The 19,915-nt window shown below is 71.5% G+C and carries 15 protein-coding genes and 1 riboswitch; of the genes, 8 read left to right on the plus strand and 7 right to left on the minus strand.

The window, feature by feature from the left end:
• Positions 1–57: 57 nt before the first annotated feature.
• Positions 58–498, minus strand: coding sequence for a DUF8059 family membrane protein (locus K1X13_RS00950; protein WP_221023180.1), 441 nt, complete (start codon positions 496–498; stop codon positions 58–60).
• Positions 499–707: 209 nt separating this feature from the next.
• Positions 708–1,187 carry a C40 family peptidase gene (locus tag K1X13_RS00955; RefSeq protein ID WP_221023181.1) on the minus strand — a complete coding sequence of 160 codons (480 nt, stop codon included), beginning with the start codon at positions 1,185–1,187 and terminating at the stop codon, positions 708–710.
• 3 nt (positions 1,188–1,190) lie between these two features.
• A riboswitch (cyclic di-AMP (ydaO/yuaA leader) is annotated at positions 1,191–1,379 on the minus strand.
• Positions 1,380–1,769: 390 nt separating this feature from the next.
• Between K1X13_RS00955 and K1X13_RS00960 the strand changes: the two genes are divergently transcribed.
• The 4 genes from K1X13_RS00960 (at position 1,770) to K1X13_RS00975 (ending at position 5,672) form a co-directional block, all read left to right on the plus strand.
• Positions 1,770–2,846: an alkene reductase gene (locus tag K1X13_RS00960; RefSeq protein WP_308249320.1), complete on the plus strand. Its 1,077-nt coding sequence runs from the start codon at positions 1,770–1,772 to the stop codon at positions 2,844–2,846.
• A 239-nt stretch (positions 2,847–3,085) separates the two neighbouring features.
• Positions 3,086–3,994, plus strand: coding sequence for an ABC transporter substrate-binding protein (locus K1X13_RS00965; protein ID WP_221023182.1), 909 nt, complete (start codon positions 3,086–3,088; stop codon positions 3,992–3,994).
• Positions 3,991–4,908, plus strand: a complete 918-nt coding sequence (locus tag K1X13_RS00970) for an amino acid ABC transporter permease (protein WP_308249321.1) — start codon at positions 3,991–3,993, stop codon at positions 4,906–4,908. Before K1X13_RS00965 ends, K1X13_RS00970 begins: the two co-directional genes overlap by 4 nt.
• Complete coding sequence (locus K1X13_RS00975; protein WP_308249322.1) at positions 4,905–5,672, plus strand: amino acid ABC transporter ATP-binding protein; 768 nt, start codon at positions 4,905–4,907, stop codon at positions 5,670–5,672. Before K1X13_RS00970 ends, K1X13_RS00975 begins: the two co-directional genes overlap by 4 nt.
• A gap of 16 nt (positions 5,673–5,688) precedes the next feature.
• Here the strand turns inward: K1X13_RS00975 and K1X13_RS00980 are convergent, their stop codons facing one another.
• Both K1X13_RS00980 and K1X13_RS00985 read right to left on the minus strand, forming a co-directional pair.
• A complete protein-coding gene (locus K1X13_RS00980; protein WP_221023183.1) occupies positions 5,689–6,819 on the minus strand; it encodes a cysteine--tRNA ligase in 1,131 nt (376 codons plus the stop codon).
• Between the two features lie 113 nt (positions 6,820–6,932).
• Positions 6,933–12,434, minus strand: coding sequence for an ATP-binding protein (locus K1X13_RS00985; protein WP_221023184.1), 5,502 nt, complete (start codon positions 12,432–12,434; stop codon positions 6,933–6,935).
• A gap of 216 nt (positions 12,435–12,650) precedes the next feature.
• Between K1X13_RS00985 and gad the strand changes: the two genes are divergently transcribed.
• Complete coding sequence (gene gad, locus K1X13_RS00990; protein ID WP_221023185.1) at positions 12,651–14,039, plus strand: glutamate decarboxylase; 1,389 nt, start codon at positions 12,651–12,653, stop codon at positions 14,037–14,039.
• Between the two features lie 11 nt (positions 14,040–14,050).
• Complete coding sequence (locus K1X13_RS00995; protein WP_221023186.1) at positions 14,051–14,503, plus strand: potassium channel family protein; 453 nt, start codon at positions 14,051–14,053, stop codon at positions 14,501–14,503.
• Between the two features lie 23 nt (positions 14,504–14,526).
• On the opposite strand, the gene K1X13_RS01000 is transcribed toward K1X13_RS00995, so the two are convergent.
• The gene (locus K1X13_RS01000) at positions 14,527–15,756 is read right to left on the minus strand and encodes a GAF domain-containing protein (protein WP_221023187.1); all 1,230 of its coding nucleotides are present in this window, start codon (positions 15,754–15,756) and stop codon (positions 14,527–14,529) included.
• 103 nt (positions 15,757–15,859) lie between these two features.
• Between K1X13_RS01000 and K1X13_RS01005 the strand changes: the two genes are divergently transcribed.
• Entirely contained in the window at positions 15,860–17,692 is a 1,833-nt protein-coding gene (locus K1X13_RS01005; protein WP_221023188.1) for a flavin-containing monooxygenase, read from the plus strand.
• Between the two features lie 47 nt (positions 17,693–17,739).
• Positions 17,740–17,991, plus strand: a complete 252-nt coding sequence (locus K1X13_RS01010) for a hypothetical protein (protein ID WP_221023189.1) — start codon at positions 17,740–17,742, stop codon at positions 17,989–17,991.
• 4 nt (positions 17,992–17,995) lie between these two features.
• Here the strand turns inward: K1X13_RS01010 and K1X13_RS01015 are convergent, their stop codons facing one another.
• Positions 17,996–19,597, minus strand: a complete 1,602-nt coding sequence (locus tag K1X13_RS01015) for an ABC transporter permease (RefSeq protein ID WP_221023190.1) — start codon at positions 19,595–19,597, stop codon at positions 17,996–17,998.
• Positions 19,598–19,633: 36 nt separating this feature from the next.
• Entirely contained in the window at positions 19,634–19,852 is a 219-nt protein-coding gene (locus tag K1X13_RS01020; protein ID WP_221023191.1) for a PLD nuclease N-terminal domain-containing protein, read from the minus strand.
• Between the last annotated feature and the right edge of the window lie 63 nt (positions 19,853–19,915).

Raw genomic sequence — 19,915 nt, forward strand, 5'->3', positions numbered from 1 at the left:
GAGTCTGCCTCTGTGACCTGGGACGAGACAGCCCGGCCGTCTGTGACATCGGGCCGATCAGCGCGCCGCGCTGCGCTCCTGCGCGGGGGTCGTTGCGCGGAGAAGCCCGACGCCCAGCGTCACGGTCGCGGCGATGAGTACGACTCCACCGAGGTACGCCAGGTAGATCAGAGCATTGGGTTCCGTGGCGCCGGGGTCCAGTACGGAAAGGAAGAACGCCAGCGGCATCAACACGGCAGCGACAGGGAAAGCCCAGCGCACCGTCGCACGAGTGCGCTCGGTCAGCTTTGCCTCGTCGACGTAACGCAGCGCGACCAGCGACAAGACGAGCAAGACACCGGCATGGGCGTGGCCGGCGCGCCACAGGTCCTGACGCAACGGATTGTCCAGGTACGCCGGATCGTGGACCAGCAACGTCAGGACGCTGACACCGCCGAGCACAACCGCAGGCACGAGGATCAGGGACAACCCAGCGACTCGGCGAGATTCGATGGTCATCGTGCCTCCCGCACATCCACGGCACTCGTGTGCTGACCACGCTAGAAGTACCCCGGCAGCGCGTCCATCGCCGAACGGAAGCCATGAAGAGCACGGCCGAGCAGGTGCGGGCCGACGAAGTCTCGTGCCGTCGACGGACGACGAAGGGCTCCGAGAGAATCCTCGGAGCCCTTCGCGGTGCTAGCTGCAGGACCAGCCTGTCCCGCGGGTCAGCGCAGGGTGCCGGCGAACCAGGAGCCGGTCCAGATCGGGTCCTTCTTGACCGGGGTACCGGGGCGCGACGCGTGGATGATCATCCGGTCGCCGTGCTTGCGGCCGGCGTAGACGCCGACGTGGTAGACGGAGCCGCCGCTGTGGAAGAAGACAAGGTCACCCTTGCGCATGTTGCTGCGCTTGATGTGCCGGCTGGCGGCGGCCAGCTCCCCGGAGGTGCGGGGCACGTTGACGCCCGCCTTGCGGTAGCTGTAGTAGATGAGCCCGGAGCAGTCGAAGGCGCTCGGGCCGTCCGCGCCGTACACGTAGGGGTCGCCCTTCTGGGCGCGGACGATGTCGAAGGCCTGGGCGATGCGCTGGGTGCGCTTCGTGGCAGCCTCGGCGTGCGGGGTGAAGGTGAACAGGGTGCTGACCAGGACGGCGGCCAGGAGGAGGGGCAGCACGGCAACGTGCCGCATGCGAAGGGTCGCAGGCATGAAGATGGATCCTTTCCACGCCTGTGAGGTGAGCTGTCGGGTTAGGGCTGAAAGGTGCCCCGCCGTACGGCCGGTCTGGTACCGGCACGGACGACTTCACCCCAAGCGGCTGCCTCCGGTCGTGATGACGGATGCAGCCGCGTACTGAGTGGGTCCCCCACTCCTGCCCTCGGTCTCGGTCGACGGATGGGACCAGGTCGCGGTGGGCAGGACTCGGCGTACCCGCGCCTGGGTATGGAGTTGTCGCGGCTGCCGCTGCCGAAAACCGAAGGACCTTTGGGGCGATCGGGGCAGGTGCCGCTCATACACCATAGGTGGCCAAGCCGGTTCCGCCGAATGTCCGAGGTGACCGGTTCAGTCCTCTCTAGCCCGGTACGGAATGAAGGTTTAGATCGCGCCGTCCGGGGCCAGAGAGCGGTGGACCGGCGGCGGGAAGCGGCCCCGGTACGGCCGCCGTGACGATGCCCACGTCGCGATCCGGACTCTTCACGATGCACGCGGCGTTGGGCACGGTTGAACGCTCATTCATCCCGTCGCGGGCCCCCCGGGGGCCCCCGCGGCCACATCCGAAGGAGATGCCCTGTGCGCCTCTTGGAGTCCTACCAGCTCGGACCGCTGACCCTGAAGAACCGCGTCGTGATGGCGCCGATGACCCGTTCGCGTGCTCCTGAGCAGGTCCCCGGCGACCTCAACGCGACCTACTACGCGCAGCGGGCGGGAGCAGGCCTGATCATCTCCGAGGGCACCCAGGTGAGCGCACTGGGGGCCGGCTACCCCTGGACCCCGGGCATCCACACCGACGAGCAGGCGGCCGGGTGGCGCACCGTCACCGACGCGGTGCACGCCGCCGACGGCCTCATCTTCGCGCAGCTGTGGCACGTCGGCCGGATGGGCCACCCCACCGTCCACGGCGGCACCCCCGTGGCGCCCTCGGCCATCGCGCCGGGTGAGGAGATCTTCACCTCCGAGGGCATGCAGCCGATCCCCACCCCGCACGAGCTCACCCTGGACGAGATCGCCGGAGTCATCGAGGACTTCCGTCACGCGGCCCGCCAGGCCCAGGCCGCCGGTTTCGATGGACTCGAGGTGCACGGTGCCAACGGCTACCTCCTCGACCAGTTCCTGCAGACCGGCTCGAACGAGCGCACCGACGGCTACGGCGGCTCGGTCGCGGGCCGCGCCCGCCTGCTGCTCGAGGTCACCGAGGCCGTGGCCGAGACCTGGGGGGCCGACCGCGTCGGTGTCCGGCTGTCCCCCGGCGGCACGTTCAGCGGCATGAGCGACGACGACCCGGCCGAGACCTTCAGCTACGCCATGAAGTCGCTGGACGCCTACGGCCTGGCCTACCTCCACGTCGTCGAGACCTCCCAGACCCTCCCGCCGGTCGGGCTGGACGACGTCGGCGGCCCCACGGCGCTGGCCCGCTCGGTGTACTCGGGCACGATCATCACCGCCGGTGAGTACGACCGCGACAGTGCCGAGCGGGCGGTCACGGAGAACCGTGCGGACCTCGTGGCCTTCGCCCGGCAGTACCTGGCCAACCCCGACCTGCCGGAGCGGTTCCGCGTGGGTGCGGAGCTCAACGACGGCGACCAGGCGACCTTCTACGGCGGCGGCGCGGAGGGGTACACCGACTACCCCACGCTCGACGCGTCCTGAGGTGCTCGGGGGTGGGGCCACCGTGCCCCACCCCCGGCTCCGCCGCTCCGAGCTCGACGGTCGCGCCTCCGCAGCCTGCACTCCGTTGGCAAACCCGACCACGGACCACGAAGGCACCAGAGCAGGCACAACGCCGAAACCGGGGCCCTTTTCCTTTCGGGGAGCGTCCACCCACGGTGCGTGCTTCACTGGGACGTGAGCCCCACACCGGGAGCCCGTGAGTTCTCCGGAGGTCTCTCATGAGGAGACGTCACACCCCGCACATCGTGAGTGTCGGCATCGCCGTCGCGCTCCTGGCCGCCGGCTGTGGAGGCGACGACACGGGCTCGTCGCCCCAGACTCCGTCGTCCCCGACCGCTCAGGTGACCGAGGACCCCGACCTGGCGAAGATGGTGCCCTCGGGCATCGCCGAGGATGGCGTCGTGACGGTCGGCATCGACGCGACCTATGCGCCCAACGAGTTCCTGGCAGCCGACGGCAAGACCGTGCAGGGCTTCGACGTCGACCTGTTCAACGCCGTGGCGGCCACGCTGGGCCTGAAGACGAAGTACTCTCCGGCGCCGTTCGACAACATCATCCCGAGCGTGCAGTCGGGGAAGTACGAGATCGGCGTCTCGTCCTTCACGATCAACCCCGAACGCCTGGAGGTCGTGGACATGGTCAGCTACTACGCGGCCGGCACCGCCTGGGCGACCCAGAAGGGCAACCCGTCCGGCATCAGCCCTGACGACGCCTGCGGGAAACGGGTCGCCGTCCAGAGGGGAACCGTGCAGATCGAGGACGTCACCGGACGCTCCGAGGAGTGCACCAACGCCGGCAAGCCCGCCATCGCCATCGACCAGTACCAGGGACAGGACCAGGCGACCTCGGCCGTGGTCTCCGGCAAGGACGACGCGATGCTCGCCGACTCCCCCATCATCGCCTACGCCGTCAAGCAGACGGGCGGCAAGATGGAGCAGCTGGGGGACATCTACGACTCGGCCCCCTACGGGTATGTCATCAAGCAGGAACAGGGCGAGTTCGCCCTGGCCGTGTCGAATGCCGTGAACACCCTGATCGAGGACGGCACCTACGTCGAGGTGCTGGACACGTGGGGTGTCGGACAGGGCGCCGTCGCGCGCTCCGAGGTCAACCCGAGCTCCCCGTGACCGTCCAGCCCCGCACCGCCCTGCCACAGCCCGAGGAGATCAAGGCGGTTCCGGTCCGCCACCCCGGCCGATGGGTCGCGACCGGGTGCGTCGCGGTCGCCCTCGCGATGTTCGTCAACATGCTGCTCACCAACCCCGCCTTCCAGTGGGAGTTCATGGTGAACAACATGTTCACCCCTCCGGTGCTCACGGGAGTCCGGACGAGCCTGCTGCTGACCGTGCTGGCGATGGTGATCGGCGTGGGGCTGGGGGTCGTGTTCGCGGTGATGCGGCTGTCTCCCAGCCCGATCGTCGCCGGCGCGGCCTGGGCGTACACGTGGTTCTTCCGCGCCGTCCCCCGCATCGTCCTGGCGATCCTGTTCGGCAACCTGGGCATCCTGTACGCGACGTTCTCGGTCGGCTTCCCGTTCGACCAGCAGCTGCTGGGTCTCCTGGGCTTCCCGGACGCCGACGCCCGGATCTTCGGCGTCGACGCCCGGACGATCGGCGCCGGCTTCATCGCCGGTCTCCTGGCCCTGGCGCTGTCCGAGGCGGCCTACATGGCCGAGATCGTGCGCGCCGGGATCACGTCGATCGACCCCGGTCAGACCGAGGCGGCACAGGCGCTGGGGATGAGCCGGCTGCTCACCCTGCGCCGCATCGTCCTCCCCCAGGCGATGCGCGTGATCGTCCCTCCCACCGGCAACGAGACCATCGCGATGCTCAAGGACACCGCGCTGGTCGCCTTCGTCCCGGTGACGAACGAGCTCTTCTTCCAGCTGCAGGCGATCGGCAACCGCACCTTCCAGGTGTTCCCCATGCTGGTCGCCGCGTGCATCTGGTACCTGGCGATGACCAGCGTGCTGATGGTCGTCCAGCACTTCGTGGAGCGGCGCTTCTCCCGAGGCGTGGCGGGCGCCGGAGGGGCAGGATGAACGACGTCCCGATGGTCCAGGCCGAGCGGGTGAGCAAGCGCTTCGGCCACGTCGAGGTGCTCAAGGGTCTCGACCTCGAGGTCGCGCGACGCGAGGTGCTCTGCGTCATCGGGCCGTCGGGATCGGGGAAGTCCACCTTCCTGCGCTGCGTGAACCACCTCGAGCAGATCGACTCCGGACGGCTCTGGGTCGACGGCGAGCTCGTCGGCTACCGGCAGAAGGGGGACCGGATCTACGAGCTGAAGGAGTCGGAGATCGCCGCTCAGCGGCGCGACATCGGCATGGTGTTCCAGCGCTTCAACCTGTTCCCGCACATGACCGCCACCCAGAACGTGATGGAGGCGCCCTGCCGGGTCAAGGGCCTGAGCCGCCGGGAGTCGGAGCGGCAGGCGCGCGAGCAGCTGGAGCGGGTGGGGCTGGCCCACAAGGCCGACAACTACCCCGTGCAGCTGTCGGGTGGGCAGCAGCAGCGCGTCGCCATCGCGCGGGCGCTGGCCATGGAGCCCAAGCTCATGCTCTTCGACGAGCCCACCTCCGCCTTGGACCCCGAGCTCGTGGGCGAGGTGCTGGACGTGATGAAGCAGCTCGCGCTCGACGGGATGACCATGATCGTGGTCACCCACGAGATGGGGTTCGCGCGCGAGGTGGGTGACACGCTCGTCTTCATGGACGACGGGGCCGTCGTCGAGAGCGGCCCGCCGACCGAGGTCATCGCCCACCCGCAGCACGAGCGCACCCAGTCGTTCCTGTCCAAGGTCCTCTGAGCGACCGGCTCCGCCGTCAGGCCGGCGGCAGCTCCCGCAGCTTCAGTACGTCGAGCAGGAACCGTGCCGCCTCCCCACCCTCGCTCACGGCGAGGGCGACCGCGCCGGGCACGTCCAAGTCGTCGGCCAGCACCCGAAGCACCTCGCCCCGCCCGGACTCGCTCGGCGCCGAGGTGCCGGCCGCGGCGTGCAACCTCTCGAGGTCTCGCGCCGCGCGGGCGAACTCCTCGTCGTCGCAGTCCCACGGCTGGGCCCACGGCCGGTTCAGCAGCGCCAACCGGACCGCAGGTCCGGGGTACCGCTGGAGCAGGTCGCCGACCAGCACGAGGTTCTGCGTCGACTTCGCCATCTTCTGACCCGCGAGACGCACCTCCCCGACGTGCACCACGGCCCGGGCGAACGGGGTGACGCCGGTGGCGGCCTCGACCATGGCGGACTGGTAGGCGTGGTGCGGGAACGTCAGGTCGCTGCCGCCCAGCAGCACGTCCACCGAGCTGCCCAGAGCGGTCACGGCCATCGCCGCGCACTCGGCGTGCCAGCCGGGTCGGCCCCAGCCCCACGGGCTGGGCCACGCGGGATGCTCCTCGAGCGAGGGACGCCACACCGGGACGTCGAACGGAGACTCCCGGCCCGGCAGGTCGTGCTGGTCGCCGAACGCCCGGGACGCAGCGATCGCGGCCTCCTCGGTCAGCCCCGCGGCCGCGGGCACGGCGTCCCCGCGGAAGTACACGTGTCCCTCGCGCTCGTAGGCCGCGTCGGCCTGGATCAGGGCCGCGGCGAGGCGCTGCACCGACCTGATGTGCCCGCGGGCATGGGGAGTGAGGCGGGGCTGCGCGACACCGAGCGCCCGCATGTCCCGGTCGAACAGGAACTCGTGGGTCAGCGCGTACTCGTCGTAGTGCCAGCCCGTCCGGCTCGCGGCCGCGGTGAGCACGTCGTCGACGTCCGTGACGTTGCGGCAGGTCAGCGCCTCCGCGCCGGTGGCGTGGGCCAGGGACGCGACGAGGTCAGCCCACACGAACGTGGAGGCGTGACCGACGTGGGTCACGTCGTACGGCGTGATGCCACAGGTGTAGATGCGCAGCGGACCCACCGGGAGCAGCCTTCGCCCGGCCAGGGTCAGCGGCATCGCGACGGGGGCCTCCACGGGGTAACGGCCCGCGACTCCCGTCACGGCGGAGGGGTCCGGATCAGCGGAGCGAGATGGTGGCGTCGACACTCCCCCGATGATGCCGCATCACGCGGCGTCGGACGAGCACCTCAGCCCCGGTCGCCCTCGATCGCCGCGATGATCCGGGGCCGCATCTCGCGGGCCTCGATCACGGCGTCCACCGAGCCGACCCGGACCGCGCGATGGATGTCGTGCACCGTGTCGAACTCGGAGGCGACCTCGCCGATCTTCTCGGCCCGCACCGTCGACCTGACCTCGGCGAGCTCACGGACCAGCCTCGCGCGCTCCACCCCGGTCGCCTCGGCGACCCGGGACTCCAGCTCCCGCACGCGGGGGTCGGCCGCCGTACGGGCGTCCACGTCCCGGGTGAACACCACAGCGGCCGCCGGGGCGCCGCCGATCACGGACGCGAAGGAGCCCTCGACGGCGAGCACCGTCATGCGGGGGTTGAGCGCCTTCGAGAAGACGACGAACGCCCCGCCGTGGTAGCGCGAGATGACGCAGAACACGATCGGACCGTCGAAGTTCACGATCGCCCGCCCGATCTCGGCGCCGAACTCCAGCTGCAGGTGCCGCATCGAGTCCGGGGAGCCGTCGAACCCGGAGAGGTTCGCCAGGACCACCAGCGGGCGGTTCCCGCTGGCGGCGTTGATCGCCCGTGCGGCCTTCTTCGACGACCGCGGGAACAGCGTCCCCGCCGTGTACACGTCCGGACCGTCGGTGGGTGGGAAGCCCTGGCGCCGTACCGACCGCGACTCGATCCCGAGCAGGCAGACGGGCCACCCGCCGAGGTGCGCGTCCTGCACGACAGCGGTCTCCGCGTCGGCCATGTCCGCCCAGCGCTCGAGCGTGGGGTGGTCCTGGTCGGCCAGGGCCCGCATCACCGTGCGGATGTCGAAGGCCTTCTTCCGGTCGGGGTTGGTGGCCGGGGAGAAGATGTCGCCCACCGTGCGGAAGTCGCTGTCGGCCAGGTCGTGGGGGTACGTCGTCACGTCCCGGTCCGAGGGGTCGGACGTCGCGGCCCGTCGTGGGCCCTGCTCCCCGGGTACGACGTACGTGTGGTCGTAGTGCGCCATCAGCACGTCACGCGCCCCGGCCAGGTCGGGCGCCCAGTACTGCGCCTGCCCGTTCGGGCCCATCACCCGGGCGTACCCGCCGATGCCGAAGTTGTCCTCGGCCGAGACCCCGCCGGAGAAGTCCAGGGACTGCTTCCCGGTGAGCACCATGGCGCTGTCCGGGGTCATCACGAGGACACCCTTGGTGTGCATCAGCATGGTCGCCTCGGCGTTCCAGTACGGCTGCGCACCCACGTTGATGCCGGCGACCACGATGTTGACCTCGCCGCCGGCCTGGGTGAACTCGATGATCCGCTTGAGCGCGCGCGCCACCCAGTCCATGTTCTCCGTCCCGGAGTCCATGGAGATGCGGGCTCCCGCGGACAGCGCGTACCACTCCACCGGCACCCTCATCTGCTCCGCGAGGTCGAGGGCGGCGATGATCCGGGCGCACTCCGGCTCCGAGACGGCCCCCAGCGCCTTGAGCGGGTCGCCGCTCAGCACGACCCGGGTCACGCCCTCGGGATGGCGCTCGGTGGGGGTGCTCACCACGCCCGCGATGACGCCGGCCTTGTTGAGCCCGTGGGGCCGGTCCACCGCCACCAGCGCACCGGTGTCGTCGAGGTCGTGCTCCACGAACGTCCCGCCCTCGCCGGCCACCATGCCCTGCAGCTCGTAGGGGTAGACCGTGCCGCGGCGGCGGGCGCGGAGCACCTTCTGGGCGTACTCGTCGAGCGGCTTGAGCCGCTCCGTCGGGGGCTCCTCGATCGAGGTCACCACGCCGGACCCGGGGAGGCTGTGGAAGCGGGCGGCGATCGGGACGGGGCTGCCGTCCGGTCCGGCCACCAGACCCTGCGCCCGCACCTCCTCGATCCCTGCCCCCGCGGTCAGCGGGGTGATCTTCTGCTGCAGCGCCGTCAGCTGGTCCAGCTCCGCGTCGATGACCGGCCAGATCCGCACCCAGACGTGGTTCATGTCGAGCTTGGTGCCGGCCGCCCCGCGCTCGGTGCGAGCCCGCCGGATCGCCTCGAGGCAGTTGGCCACGGCCCGCTCCGCGTGCGGCAGCGCGGTGACCTTGCCCTGCTCGTCGCGGACTACCGCGAGCTGCCGGACCTGGGCCAGCGCGACCAGCCGCCGGTCGGCGGGGTTGCCCTTGGCCACGCAGTCGTAGAGCAGGACGTCCTCGGGCGCCTCCAGCCGCGTGATGTCGAAGTCGCGCAGGCGCCACAGGTCGAGCCGCCGGCCGACCATCGGGTGCATGCCGCGCACCAGGTCGTCCTCGACGACGTCACCGTCGACCGGGCGGAACGTGAAGTAGGAGACCGGCCGGCCGGCCCCGGGGCAGACCGCCACCGCGACCCGTCGTACCTCGTGCGTGAAGGACAGCCGGCCCAGCAGCCGGCTGAGCTCCGCGGCCGTCTCCTCGGCTGACTCCGGGGCGTCGGACCATCCCAGGTAGAGGTCGAGAACGGCCTCCTGACCGGTCTCGCGGGCAGCCAGCTGCCCGGCCACCGCGGTGGCGAGCCCCTGCTCGGCACCGAGCTCCTCCACTGTCCCTACCGTGGACACCAGGCGTGTCGGACGCTCGTCGAGGGTGTAGTCGGCGACCACGAACGGCCGGTCGTCCACCTGCACCGAGCGCAGGCCGTGCAGCTCGTGCTCCCGGTAGTGCCGCTTGACGAGCACCTCGAGCATCGGCTCGTGCCGGGGTACGCCGTGCTCCAGCCGCTCGGCCAGGAAGGACACGATCTGCTCGGGGATCGCGGCGAGGGCGTCGATCCGCTCCGCCCGGTCCGGCGCCTGCGGGTCCGCCGCGAGGGCGGCGACCTCGTCGCGGACACCGGCGAGGACACCGGCCCGCTCCTCGTCGACCAGGGGCTGGTCGAACCACCGGAACCGCACGCTGCGGGCCAGGTCGCCGACCACGGGGAAGCGCAGCTGGGTGGCGAGGGCCAGCCGGTCGAGGAGGTCGCGGGCGGCGACGTCCAGCGGCCTGTCCGGTCGCGGCTCGGAGATCCACTGCTGCAGCAGGGAGGCGGCGAGGGCCACGTCCGGAGCCGACCGCTGCTGGGCGAGGAAGATCCGGAAGACGGCGTCCTCCAGCTCGTCGGTCCGGTCCAGGTCGTCGACGCCGTAGTGGCGGAGGACCCGGGTGAGCTTGACGCGGAACTCCTCGGGGAGACCGGCTCGGTCGACGTCGAGGCTCTGCAGGTAGGTGTGGAAGTGCTCCTTCGGGCTGTGCACCCGGTTCTCCGTGTGCAGCTCCTCGTCGGCCGGCCGGTTCCGGCTCAGCTCCACGAAGTCGGCGAAGGCGCCCAGCAGCTCGATCTCGTCCGCCACCGCCTCGGCACGTGCCGAGGAGAGCCGCTCGCGGGCGTCCAGGTAGTCCGCCAGGGCCCGATCCGCGTCACGGGAGTCGATGTCGAACCCGAGCAGGATGCCGCGCAGGTCGGCGAGCCCGCGGGCAGCCTGCACCGCCGGGGACGCCTCGGCCGCGGCCTCCGGCAGGTCCAGTGCGGCGCCGCTCGGACCCGTCGCACCTGCCGTCTCCTCGTCCCCGTCGGCCACCGGCTCCAGCCGGATCAGCGGCGCGCCGGTCTCCACCTGGCTGCCGACCGAGACCAGGACCTCGCGCACCTTGGCCGCGAACGGCGCATGCAGGGCGGTCTCCATCTTCATGGACTCGAGGACCAGCACCTGCGATCCCGCGGCGACCTCGTCACCGGCCTGGACCGGGGTGGCGACCACCAGCGCCGGCGCCGGGGAGCGGAGCACGCCACCCTCGTCCCGGCTGACCCGGTGGGTGACGCCGTCCACCTCGACGAGGTGGACCGGACCGTGGGTCGCGGTGAGGAGCCGGTAACGCTGGTCGCCGATGAACAGCCTGCTGTCGTACTCGTCGAGCCGCTCCACCACGGCGTCCACGACCTGCGCGGCGTCGTCCGCACCGACCCGGACCCGGAAGCGGTGCGGATCCGTCCGCGCGACGGTCACCCGGTACGTCGTACCGCGCAGCTTCAGGTCCATCGCACGACCCACCTTGTGCTGCACCTGGGGCCGCCCGCCGTGCGCGCTCTCGAGAAGCCGGGCGACCTCGACCTGCTCCTCGTCCACGTACGCCTCGATGGCCGCCGCGACCAGGGCGACTCCCGCGTGCTTGTGCGGGACCAGGCGACCCTCCCGGCGGACCCGGTCGATCCAGCCGGTGTCGACGCTGCCGTCGACGACCTCCGGCTGGTCGAGCAGGTCGAGGATGAAGCTCTTGTTCGTGGCCCCGCCCTCGATGACCACGGTGGTCTCGGTGACCGCTCGGCGCAGCCTGGCCAGCGCCTCCTCGCGGGTGCGGCCGTAGGCGATGATCTTGGCGATCATCGAGTCGAAGTCGGCCGGGATCCGGTCTCCCTGGCTGACCCCGGTGTCGACCCGGACACCGGGTCCCGCGGGCAGGTCCAGCAGCGCGATCCGGCCGGGTGAGGGGGCGAAGTCGCGGTCCGGGTCCTCGGCGTTCAGCCGCGCCTCCACCGCGTGGCCGGTCTCGCCGGGGGCCGGTCCGGTCAGCCTGCCGCCGGCCGCGACGTGCAGCTGGGCCTTGACCAGGTCCACGTCGGTGGTCATCTCGGTGATCGGGTGCTCGACCTGCAGCCGGGTGTTGACCTCGAGGAAGGCGAAGAACTTCTCGCCCGGGTGGTACAGAAACTCCACGGTGCCGGCCCCGCGGTAGTCCACGGCCAGGGCCAGCCGCTCGGCCGCCGCCTTGAGCTCGGCCGACTGCTCGGCGGACAGCACCGGGCTGGCGGACTCCTCCACCACCTTCTGGTTCCGCCGCTGCACCGAGCAGTCCCGCACCCCCAGGGACCAGGCCGTGCCCTGCCCGTCCGCGATCACCTGCACCTCGACGTGCCGGGCATCGGTGACCAGGCGCTCCAGGAAGACGACGCCGCTCCCGAAGGCCCGGGCCGCCTCGTCGCGGGTGCGCGAGTAGGCGTCCTCGAGCTCGGCGTCGGAGGTGACCACACGGATGCCGCGGCCACCTCCGCCGGCGGTCGCCTTCAGCATCAGCGGGTACCCGATCTCCTTGCCCGCGGCCAGCGCGGCCTCCAAGGTGTCGACGGCTCCCCGGCTCCAGGGGGCGACCGGGATGCCGACGTCCTCCGCGATCAGCTTGGAGCCGATCTTGTCCCCCAGCCTGCGCATCGCCTCGGCACTCGGGCCGATGAACGTCACCCCGATCCGCTCGCAGAGCTCGGCGAAGGCCGGGTCCTCCGCGACGAACCCCCAGCCGACCCACGCCGCGTCGGCGCCGGTCTCCCGCAGCGCCTTCTCCAGGACCGCCAGATCCAGGTAGGGGCGTGCGGAGGCGGGACCCAGCGAGTAGCCGTGGTCGGCCTCCCGCACGAACATGGCGGTGCGCTCGGCCTCGGTGTAGAGCGCGACGGTCTCGATCCGCTCGCCGCCCTCGGCGTTGAGGTCGCGGACCGCGTGGATGAGCCGCATCGCGGCCTCCCCACGATTGACGATGGCGATACGCGAGAACATCGACGAAGCCTCCCTTGGGGTCCCCTCCTCCGCCGGCGGGCGGAGACGGCCTGTGACCGAGGGTTCCACGACGAGCCAGTTACTAGCGAGTCAGCACCGAAGTCCGCCGCGTCGTCACCGGGCAGGAGACGCTCGCCGCATCGTCCCCGGGGGATGAGGAACCGTGCCCGGACCTGGGTTTGCCTTGAAGGTGGACCCGAGAACCCGGAGGCCGTCATGGGTGTGTGGAGGAAGCGCGAGAGCACAGCGGAGGACCTGAACCTCCTCCCCCGTTTCACGCGGGCGGGCATGGTCGAGGTGCCCAGGCACCGTCTCCCCGACCACGAGATGCTCCCCCAGACGGCGTACCAGATCGTCCTGGACGAGGTCATGCTGGACGGGAACGCCCGCTTCAACCTGGCCACGTTCGTCACGACGTGGATGGACGAGGAGGCGGACCGGCTCTACGCGGCGACGTTCGACAAGAACATGATCGACAAGGACGAGTACCCGCAGACCGCCGAGATCGAGTCCCGCTGCGTGCGGATGCTCGCCGACCTGTGGCACGCGCCGAAGGCGTCGGAGTCGGTGGGGACGTCCACCACGGGAAGCTCCGAGGGTTGCATGCTCGCCGGGCTCGCCCTCAAGCGGCGCTGGCAGCAGGCCCGTCGGGAGGCCGGGAAGCCGACCGACCGCCCGAACATCGTGATGGGCGCGAACGTCCAGGTGGTGTGGGAGAAGTTCGCGAACTACTGGGAGGTCGAGCCGCGCTACGTCCCGCTCGAGGGGAACGTCTTCCACCTGACCGCCGACCGGCTGCTCGACCACGTCGACGAGAACACCATCGGCGTGGTGGCCGTCCTGGGCTCGACGATGGACGGCAGCTACGAGCCGGTGCAGGAGATCTGCGCGGCCCTCGACGAGTTCGAGACCACCAGCGGGATCTCGGTCCCGGTGCACGTCGACGCGGCGTCGGGTGGCTTCGTCGCGCCGTTCGTGCAGCCCGACCTGGTCTGGGACTTCCGGCTCCCCCGGGTGGTCTCGATCCAGGCGTCCGGGCACAAGTTCGGCCTGGTCTACCCCGGGGTCGGCTGGGTGCTCTGGCGCGACACCGTCCACCTGCCCGAGGACCTCGTGTTCCACGTGAACTACCTGGGCGGTGACATGCCCACGTTCGCCCTGAACTTCTCGCGGCCCGGAGCGCAGGTGGTCCTGCAGTACTTCCAGTTCCTCCGGTTGGGCAGGGAGGGGTTCCGCCTCGTCCAGCAGACCTGCCAGGACGTCGCCGTCCACGTCGCCCAGGACCTCGAGGCGATGCCGGAGTTCGACGTGGTGTCCGACGGACGGGAGCTCCCGGTGGTCACCTTCTCGGTGAGCGACGCGGTCACGAAGTTCGACGTGTACGACGTCTCCCGGAAGCTGCGCGAACGCGGCTGGCTCGTGCCGGCGTACACGATGCCTCCGAAGCGGGACGACCTGGCGGTCCTCCGGGTCGTGGTCCGCAACGGCTTCAGCCACGACATGGCCGAGCTGTTCCTGAGGGACCTGCACGAGGCGGTCGACTGGCTCGACAACCTCGCCGGGCCGATGCCGCGCGAGGAGCAGCCCAGCAGCTTCCATCACTGAGAGGGTCGCTCATGGTCGCCGCAGTCTTCCCGTCACGGAAGCTCCTCGTGGACATCCGTCGCAGGCTCGTCTACTTCCTGGCCGCGGGCGCGTTCGTGGTGCTCCTGGCCGGTAGCGGTTTCGCGGCGCTCGAGGACCGTGCGGTGGCCAACTACTGGGAGGGGATCTGGTGGGCGCTCTCCCTGATGACGACCGTCGGCTTCATCGGGGAGGCCCCGGAGACCGTCGGCGGCCAGGTCCTCTCTTCGATCCTCATGGTGTCCGGCTTCGCCCTGATGGCGCTCGTCACCGCCGGCATCTCGTCCCTGTTCGTCCGGGAGGAGCAGCTGCCGGACGTCGAGGCGGAGGAGGCCTTCGAGACCCAGGCGCTGCGCCTGCTCGCGGACCTCTCCGGGCGCCTCGCGCGCCTCGAGGAGGCCGTGGCGGACGCCGGGACGAACGACCCCGAGGATCCGCAGTCCTGACCCCGAGCGGGCTCGGCGTGAGCTCAGCCGCGCAGGGTGGTCACCACCGGGGCGCTCGACCCCGGCAGCGTGGCCCTGGGGTCGCCCGGAAGGACGACCCTCGCGCGCACCGCCGGGGACAGCCTGTAGGGCTGGGTCAGCAGGAGGCTGCCCAGCGCCTTGCGCAGCCGGGACACTTCGGCCCGCACCGTGACCACCCGCGTGGCGTCGTCGAAGAGGTCCTCCGCGAGGTCCGCGGCGCGTCGCCCGGTCGGCCCCGCGAGCACGAGCGCGGCCAGGATCTCCGCGTGCCGAGGGGTCAACGTCTGCGTCCAGCTCCCGTGCGACCCGGTCACGGTCACCCGGGGCGTACCGCCGAGGTCCAGGGTCAGTGTCGTCGTGGCGTCCGGGTCGTCGCGGCCGGCGCCGGCCAGGCGCAGCAGCCACCCGCCGGGAAGGGGCTCCGCGGTGGCCGCACCGAGCCGTGGCAGCCACACCGTGCCGCCGCTGAGGTCGGCCGGGAGTCGCACCCGCTCCGGTGCCTGCAGCCCGACCGCGGCGGCGATGTGGCCCGCGGGGTCGACGGCGAGCGCCTCGCCGCGCATCCCCGCCATAAGCGGGGCCGCGTGTGCCCGAAGGCGGTCCAGCGCCGCACGACGCTCCTCCAGGATCTCCATCGACGTGAGCCGCGCAGCCATCTCGACGAGCGCGAGCTCGGCCGGGTGCATGCCCCGCGACGGTCCGCTGACGTCGACGACGCCGATGGTGCGGCCCTCCCACGGGTCGACGAGCGGCGCGGCGGCGCAGCCCCACCGGGTGTGTGACTCCACGAAGTGCTCGGGTCCCCGGATCTGCACGCCCTCCCCCATCACCAGGCTCGTGCCGATGGCGTTGGTGCCGACGTTGCCCTCGGTCCACGCGGAGCCGCCCACGAAGCCGAGTGAGTCCGCCAGCCGGCGTACACCGGGGCTTCCGACCCGCCACAGCACCCGCCCGTCGGTGTCGGCGACCACCACCAGCTGGCCGGCGTCCACGACCGAGGAGAGCGCGGCCACCAACCGGGGCACCATCGGCGCCAGCCCGCTCGTCGCACGGCGGCGCTCCAGCTCGTCCTCCGCCAGCGGGGCGACCGCGGGCTCCGCACCCGGGTCGAGACCGCAGGCGGCGACCCGGCGCCAGGAGGCGGCCACCTCGCGGCGGGGCACGGACCCGCCCGTCCTACCGCCCAGGACCCGCTCCCGGACCCGGTGAAGGTCGCTCTCGGCCTCGCCCACGGCGCTCCCTCCCGTGCACGCGCGTTGCAACGTCCTGCAACCCTTCCGCCGAGGCGGCCCGACGGTGTGTGCTCCGTCACACAGCGTAATGAAGGAGGCAACCATGACCCAGACCGTGGACCCAGGGGTCGACACCGGCAACACACCCCAGCATCGCGTCGACGCCTGGCTGGCCGAGCTCGAGTCCGCCCTGCAGGCCCGGGACGTCGAGCGGGCGGCAGGACTGTTCGCGACCCGGAGCTTCTGGCGGGACCTGGTCAGCTTCTCGTGGAACATCACCACCGTCGAGAACCCCGACGGGGTCGCCGACCTGCTCACGCAGACCCTCGACCGCACCGATCCCCGCGGGTTCGCCACCGAGGAGCCGCCCGTCGAGGCGGACGGCGTGACGACCGCCTGGTTCACCTTCGAGACCGCGGTCGGCCGCGGCCGAGGGCTGCTGCGGCTCGTCGAGGAGGACGGTCAGCAGCGGGCCTGGACCTTCCTCACCACGATGTACGAGCTCAAGGGCCACGAGGAGCCCCACGGCGACGCGCGCCCGATGGGTGCCGAGCACGGCGCCCGGAAGGACCGCGAGACCTGGCTCGAGCGCCGGGAGCGAGAGAGCGCCGAGCTCGGCGTGTCCACGCAGCCGTACGTGCTGGTGATCGGCGGCGGCCAGGGCGGCATCGCCCTCGGCGCGCGCCTGCGCCAGCTCGGCGTGCCGAGCGTGGTCATCGACAAGCACGCCCGGCCCGGCGACCAGTGGCGCGGGCGCTACAAGTCGCTGTGCCTGCACGACCCGGTCTGGTACGACCACCTGCCGTACCTGAAGTTCCCGCCCAACTGGCCGGTGTTCTCCCCGAAGGACAAGATCGGGGACTGGCTGGAGTTCTACACGTCGGTGATGGAGGTGCCGTACTGGACCTCCACCGTCGCCATGAGCGCGTCGTACTCGGAGGAGGCCGGTGAGTGGACGGTGCAGGTCGAGCGCGAGGGCAAGGCGCTGACGCTGCGGCCGAAGCACGTCGTCCTCGCGACCGGGATGTCCGGCAAGCCGAACGTCCCGGACTTCCCGGGGTCCGACGTCTTCCGGGGCGACCAGCACCACTCGTCGGCGCACCCCGGCCCGGACGCGTACGCCGGCAAGAGGTGCGTGGTGATCGGCTCGAACAACTCCGCCTTCGACATCTGCGGCGCGCTGTGGGAGCACGGCGCCGACGTCACGATGGTGCAGCGCTCCTCGACCCACATCGTGAAGAGCGACACCCTGATGGACATCGGCCTCGGCGACCTGTACTCGGAGCGCGCGCTGAGGGCGGGAGTGACCACGGAGAAGGCGGACCTGATCTTCGCCTCCCTCCCCTACCGGATCATGCACGAGTTCCAGATCCCGCTCTACGACCAGATGCGCGAGCGGGACAAGGACTTCTACGACCGGATGGAGCAGGCCGGCTTCGACCTCGACTGGGGTGACGACGGGTCCGGGCTGTTCATGAAGTACCTCCGCCGCGGCTCGGGCTACTACATCGACGTGGGCGCGGCCGACCTGGTGGCGGACGGCGAGGTCACGCTGGTCCGGGGGCAGGTCGACCACCTCACCGAGGAGTCCGTGGTCCTCACCGACGGCACGGAGCTGCCCGCGGACCTCGTCGTCTACGCCACCGGCTACGGGTCCATGAACGGATGGGCGGCCGACCTGATCAGCCAGGACGTGGCCGACAAGGTCGGCAAGGTGTGGGGGCTCGGCTCCGACACCACCAAGGACCCCGGCCCCTGGGAGGGCGAGCAGCGCAACATGTGGAAGCCCACCCAGCAGGAGGCACTGTGGTTCCACGGCGGCAACCTGCACCAGTCACGGCACTACTCGCTGTACCTGGCGCTCCAGCTCAAGGCCCGCTACGAGGACATCCCGACCCCGGTCTACGGCCTCCAGGAGGTCCACCACCTCGGCTAGGAGGGGTGAACTAGCCTGGGCGTCAGGAACGTCGAGGGAGGCATCCCATGACCGCGGTGATCGGTTTCCTGATCCTCCTGGCGGTGCTGTGGGCCACGGTGTCCGTCGTCGCTACGCTCCGGGCCCCGTCGTCGATGGAAGCCCGCGAGCGCCACGAGCTGGAGCGGCTGCGGATCCTCGTGGACGACCTCAAGCAGACTGCCTGGGACCACCGTGAGCTCGACTCGCCGCTGGCCACGATCGTGATCGACAAGATCCGTGCGCACGAGCGCCGGAACCGCCCCGAGCTCGGACCCTGACCCCTCAGCGCTCGCTGACGTCGCGCCGGCGGAAGCCGACGAGGCCAGCGACGACGAGAGCCGCGGCCAGGCCGGTCAGCCACAGCAGCGGCGCCAGGCGGAGGTCGCCTCCGGGCAGGTGCGGCACGTGGGTGAACGGGGAGAGGTCCATCGCCCACGCGGGCAGCCCGAGCAACGGGCCGAGCTCGCCGACCAGCAGGAACAGCACCAGGGCGGCCCAGCCGGCCGGGACCAGCCGTGGCACGAGGCCGTACGCCGCCACGACCAGCCCGACGACCACCCAGGCCGCCGGCACCTGCACGAGCGCGGCGAGCACCACGCGGCCGACGTCGGCGGGGTCGCCGGTCTGGGTGGCGTGCGCGGCGCCGATCGCGAGCCCTGCGAGGGCCATCAGGAGCAGCGGTCCGAGCAGGGCGAGGCTCGTGTGGCTCACCGCCCACCGGGTGCGGCCCGTTCCCGTCGCGAGCACCGCCTCGAGCCGCAAGGAGGTCTCCTCCGTGTGCATCCGCAGGGCCGCCTGCACGCCGAAGGCGGCACAGCCGAGGCCCATGAACCCCAGCTCGGCGGCGATGAACGCGTCGGTGAGGCCCTGCACGCCTCCGAGGCTGATGATGAGCTCCCGGGACTCCGGGTTGTCGAGCATGTCCCCGACGGTGGACGCCACGCTGCCGAGGATGAACCCCATCACCGCGAAGCCGACCGCCCAGGCCAGAAGCACCCCGCGCTGCAGCCGCCAGGCGAGCCCGGCCGATGACCCGAGGCTCGCCGCGGCGGTCGCGGGCCCGGGACGGTCGGGGAGTACCCCGGCGCCGAGGTCGCGGCGCCGGCTGATCGCGAACGCCACCGCGGTGGACGCCGCCGCGAAGAGCACGAGCACCACGAAGACCGGCCAGCGGTCACCCGCGTAGGGGCGGACCTGCTGCCCCCAGCCGATCGGCGAGGACCACGAGAGCCACGAGGGCTCGTCCCCGGTGGTGTCGCCGACGGCCCGCAACAGGTAGGCCACCCCGAGGACGGTGGTCGCCAGCCCCCGGGCGGCCCGCGCGCTGGTGGTGAGCTGGGCGGCGACGGCGCCGACGCCGGCGAACGCCGTGCCCGTGGCGGTCCACGCCAGGCCGAAGGCGAGCGAACCGGTCGGCGGCAGCCCGGTCCCGGTCAGCGCCGCCGCGGTGAGCAGGCCCGTCGCCAGTGCGGCGCCGGTCGCACACGCCAGGCCGGCGGTGAGCGGGGCGTAGGCCCCGACCACTCCCCCCGCGAGCAGCTCGAGCCGGCCGAGCTCCTCCTCGGCGCGGGTGTGCCGGATCACCAGCATGAACGCCAGCACGGCGAGCAGCGCGGACCCGACGCCGCCCATCTTGATCATCGCGATCGCGCCGAGCGAGGTGACGTCGTAGATCCGGCCGTAGAGCGCCACGAGCGAGGGCGTCCCGTTGATGGTCTCCGCCGCCTGGACCCGCGACGCGCTGTCGGGGTAGAGACCGACGGTCGCGTCGGCGGAGAAGCTCGCCATCACCACGAACAGCGCCACCCACAGCGGCAGCATCACGCGGTCCCGACGCAGCGCGAGACGGAGCAGGGACCCGGTGCCCGCGAGGCCCTCGGTCATGCCTCCACGATAGGCCCGCGCGGTCCCCGGCGGAGGTCAGTCGCGACGGTGCCCGAGGAGCAGGTAGGCGACCGGACCGACCGGCTGGACGAAGCAGGCCACCGCCCACAGCCTCTTGGAGCCGCGCACCTGCGAGACGGGCCTCCGGGCCAGGTCGGTGAGGGCGGCCGTGGTGAGCGCCACCTCGGCCGACACCAGCGCGACCAGCAGCTTCTGCTGTACCTGGGTGAGCTCGCCCCATCGCTTCGTCGCCATGGTCAGACGCTAGCCCAGCGCGACCGGCTCGGCGGCCGGAACCGGCCTTCCGGGCAGGTGGCT

It is taken from the genome of Nocardioides jiangsuensis, from assembly GCF_019679455.1.
GTDB lineage: Bacteria > Actinomycetota > Actinomycetes > Propionibacteriales > Nocardioidaceae > Nocardioides_C > Nocardioides_C jiangsuensis.

Bases quoted from the DNA above. Each gene is read 5' to 3' on its own strand.
- K1X13_RS00950 (WP_221023180.1), bottom strand. From the start codon at position 498: ATGACCATCGAATCTCGCCGAGTCGCTGGGTTGTCCCTGATCCTCGTG.
- K1X13_RS00955 (WP_221023181.1), bottom strand. From the start codon at position 1,187: ATGCCTGCGACCCTTCGCATGCGGCACGTTGCCGTGCTGCCCCTCCTC.
- K1X13_RS00965 (WP_221023182.1), top strand. From the start codon at position 3,086: ATGAGGAGACGTCACACCCCGCACATCGTGAGTGTCGGCATCGCCGTC.
- K1X13_RS00975 (WP_308249322.1), top strand. From the start codon at position 4,905: ATGAACGACGTCCCGATGGTCCAGGCCGAGCGGGTGAGCAAGCGCTTC.
- K1X13_RS00985 (WP_221023184.1), bottom strand. From the start codon at position 12,434: ATGTTCTCGCGTATCGCCATCGTCAATCGTGGGGAGGCCGCGATGCGG.
- gad (WP_221023185.1), top strand. From the start codon at position 12,651: ATGGGTGTGTGGAGGAAGCGCGAGAGCACAGCGGAGGACCTGAACCTC.
- K1X13_RS00995 (WP_221023186.1), top strand. From the start codon at position 14,051: ATGGTCGCCGCAGTCTTCCCGTCACGGAAGCTCCTCGTGGACATCCGT.
- K1X13_RS01005 (WP_221023188.1), top strand. From the start codon at position 15,860: ATGACCCAGACCGTGGACCCAGGGGTCGACACCGGCAACACACCCCAG.
- K1X13_RS01010 (WP_221023189.1), top strand. From the start codon at position 17,740: ATGACCGCGGTGATCGGTTTCCTGATCCTCCTGGCGGTGCTGTGGGCC.
- K1X13_RS01015 (WP_221023190.1), bottom strand. From the start codon at position 19,597: ATGACCGAGGGCCTCGCGGGCACCGGGTCCCTGCTCCGTCTCGCGCTG.
- K1X13_RS01020 (WP_221023191.1), bottom strand. From the start codon at position 19,852: ATGGCGACGAAGCGATGGGGCGAGCTCACCCAGGTACAGCAGAAGCTG.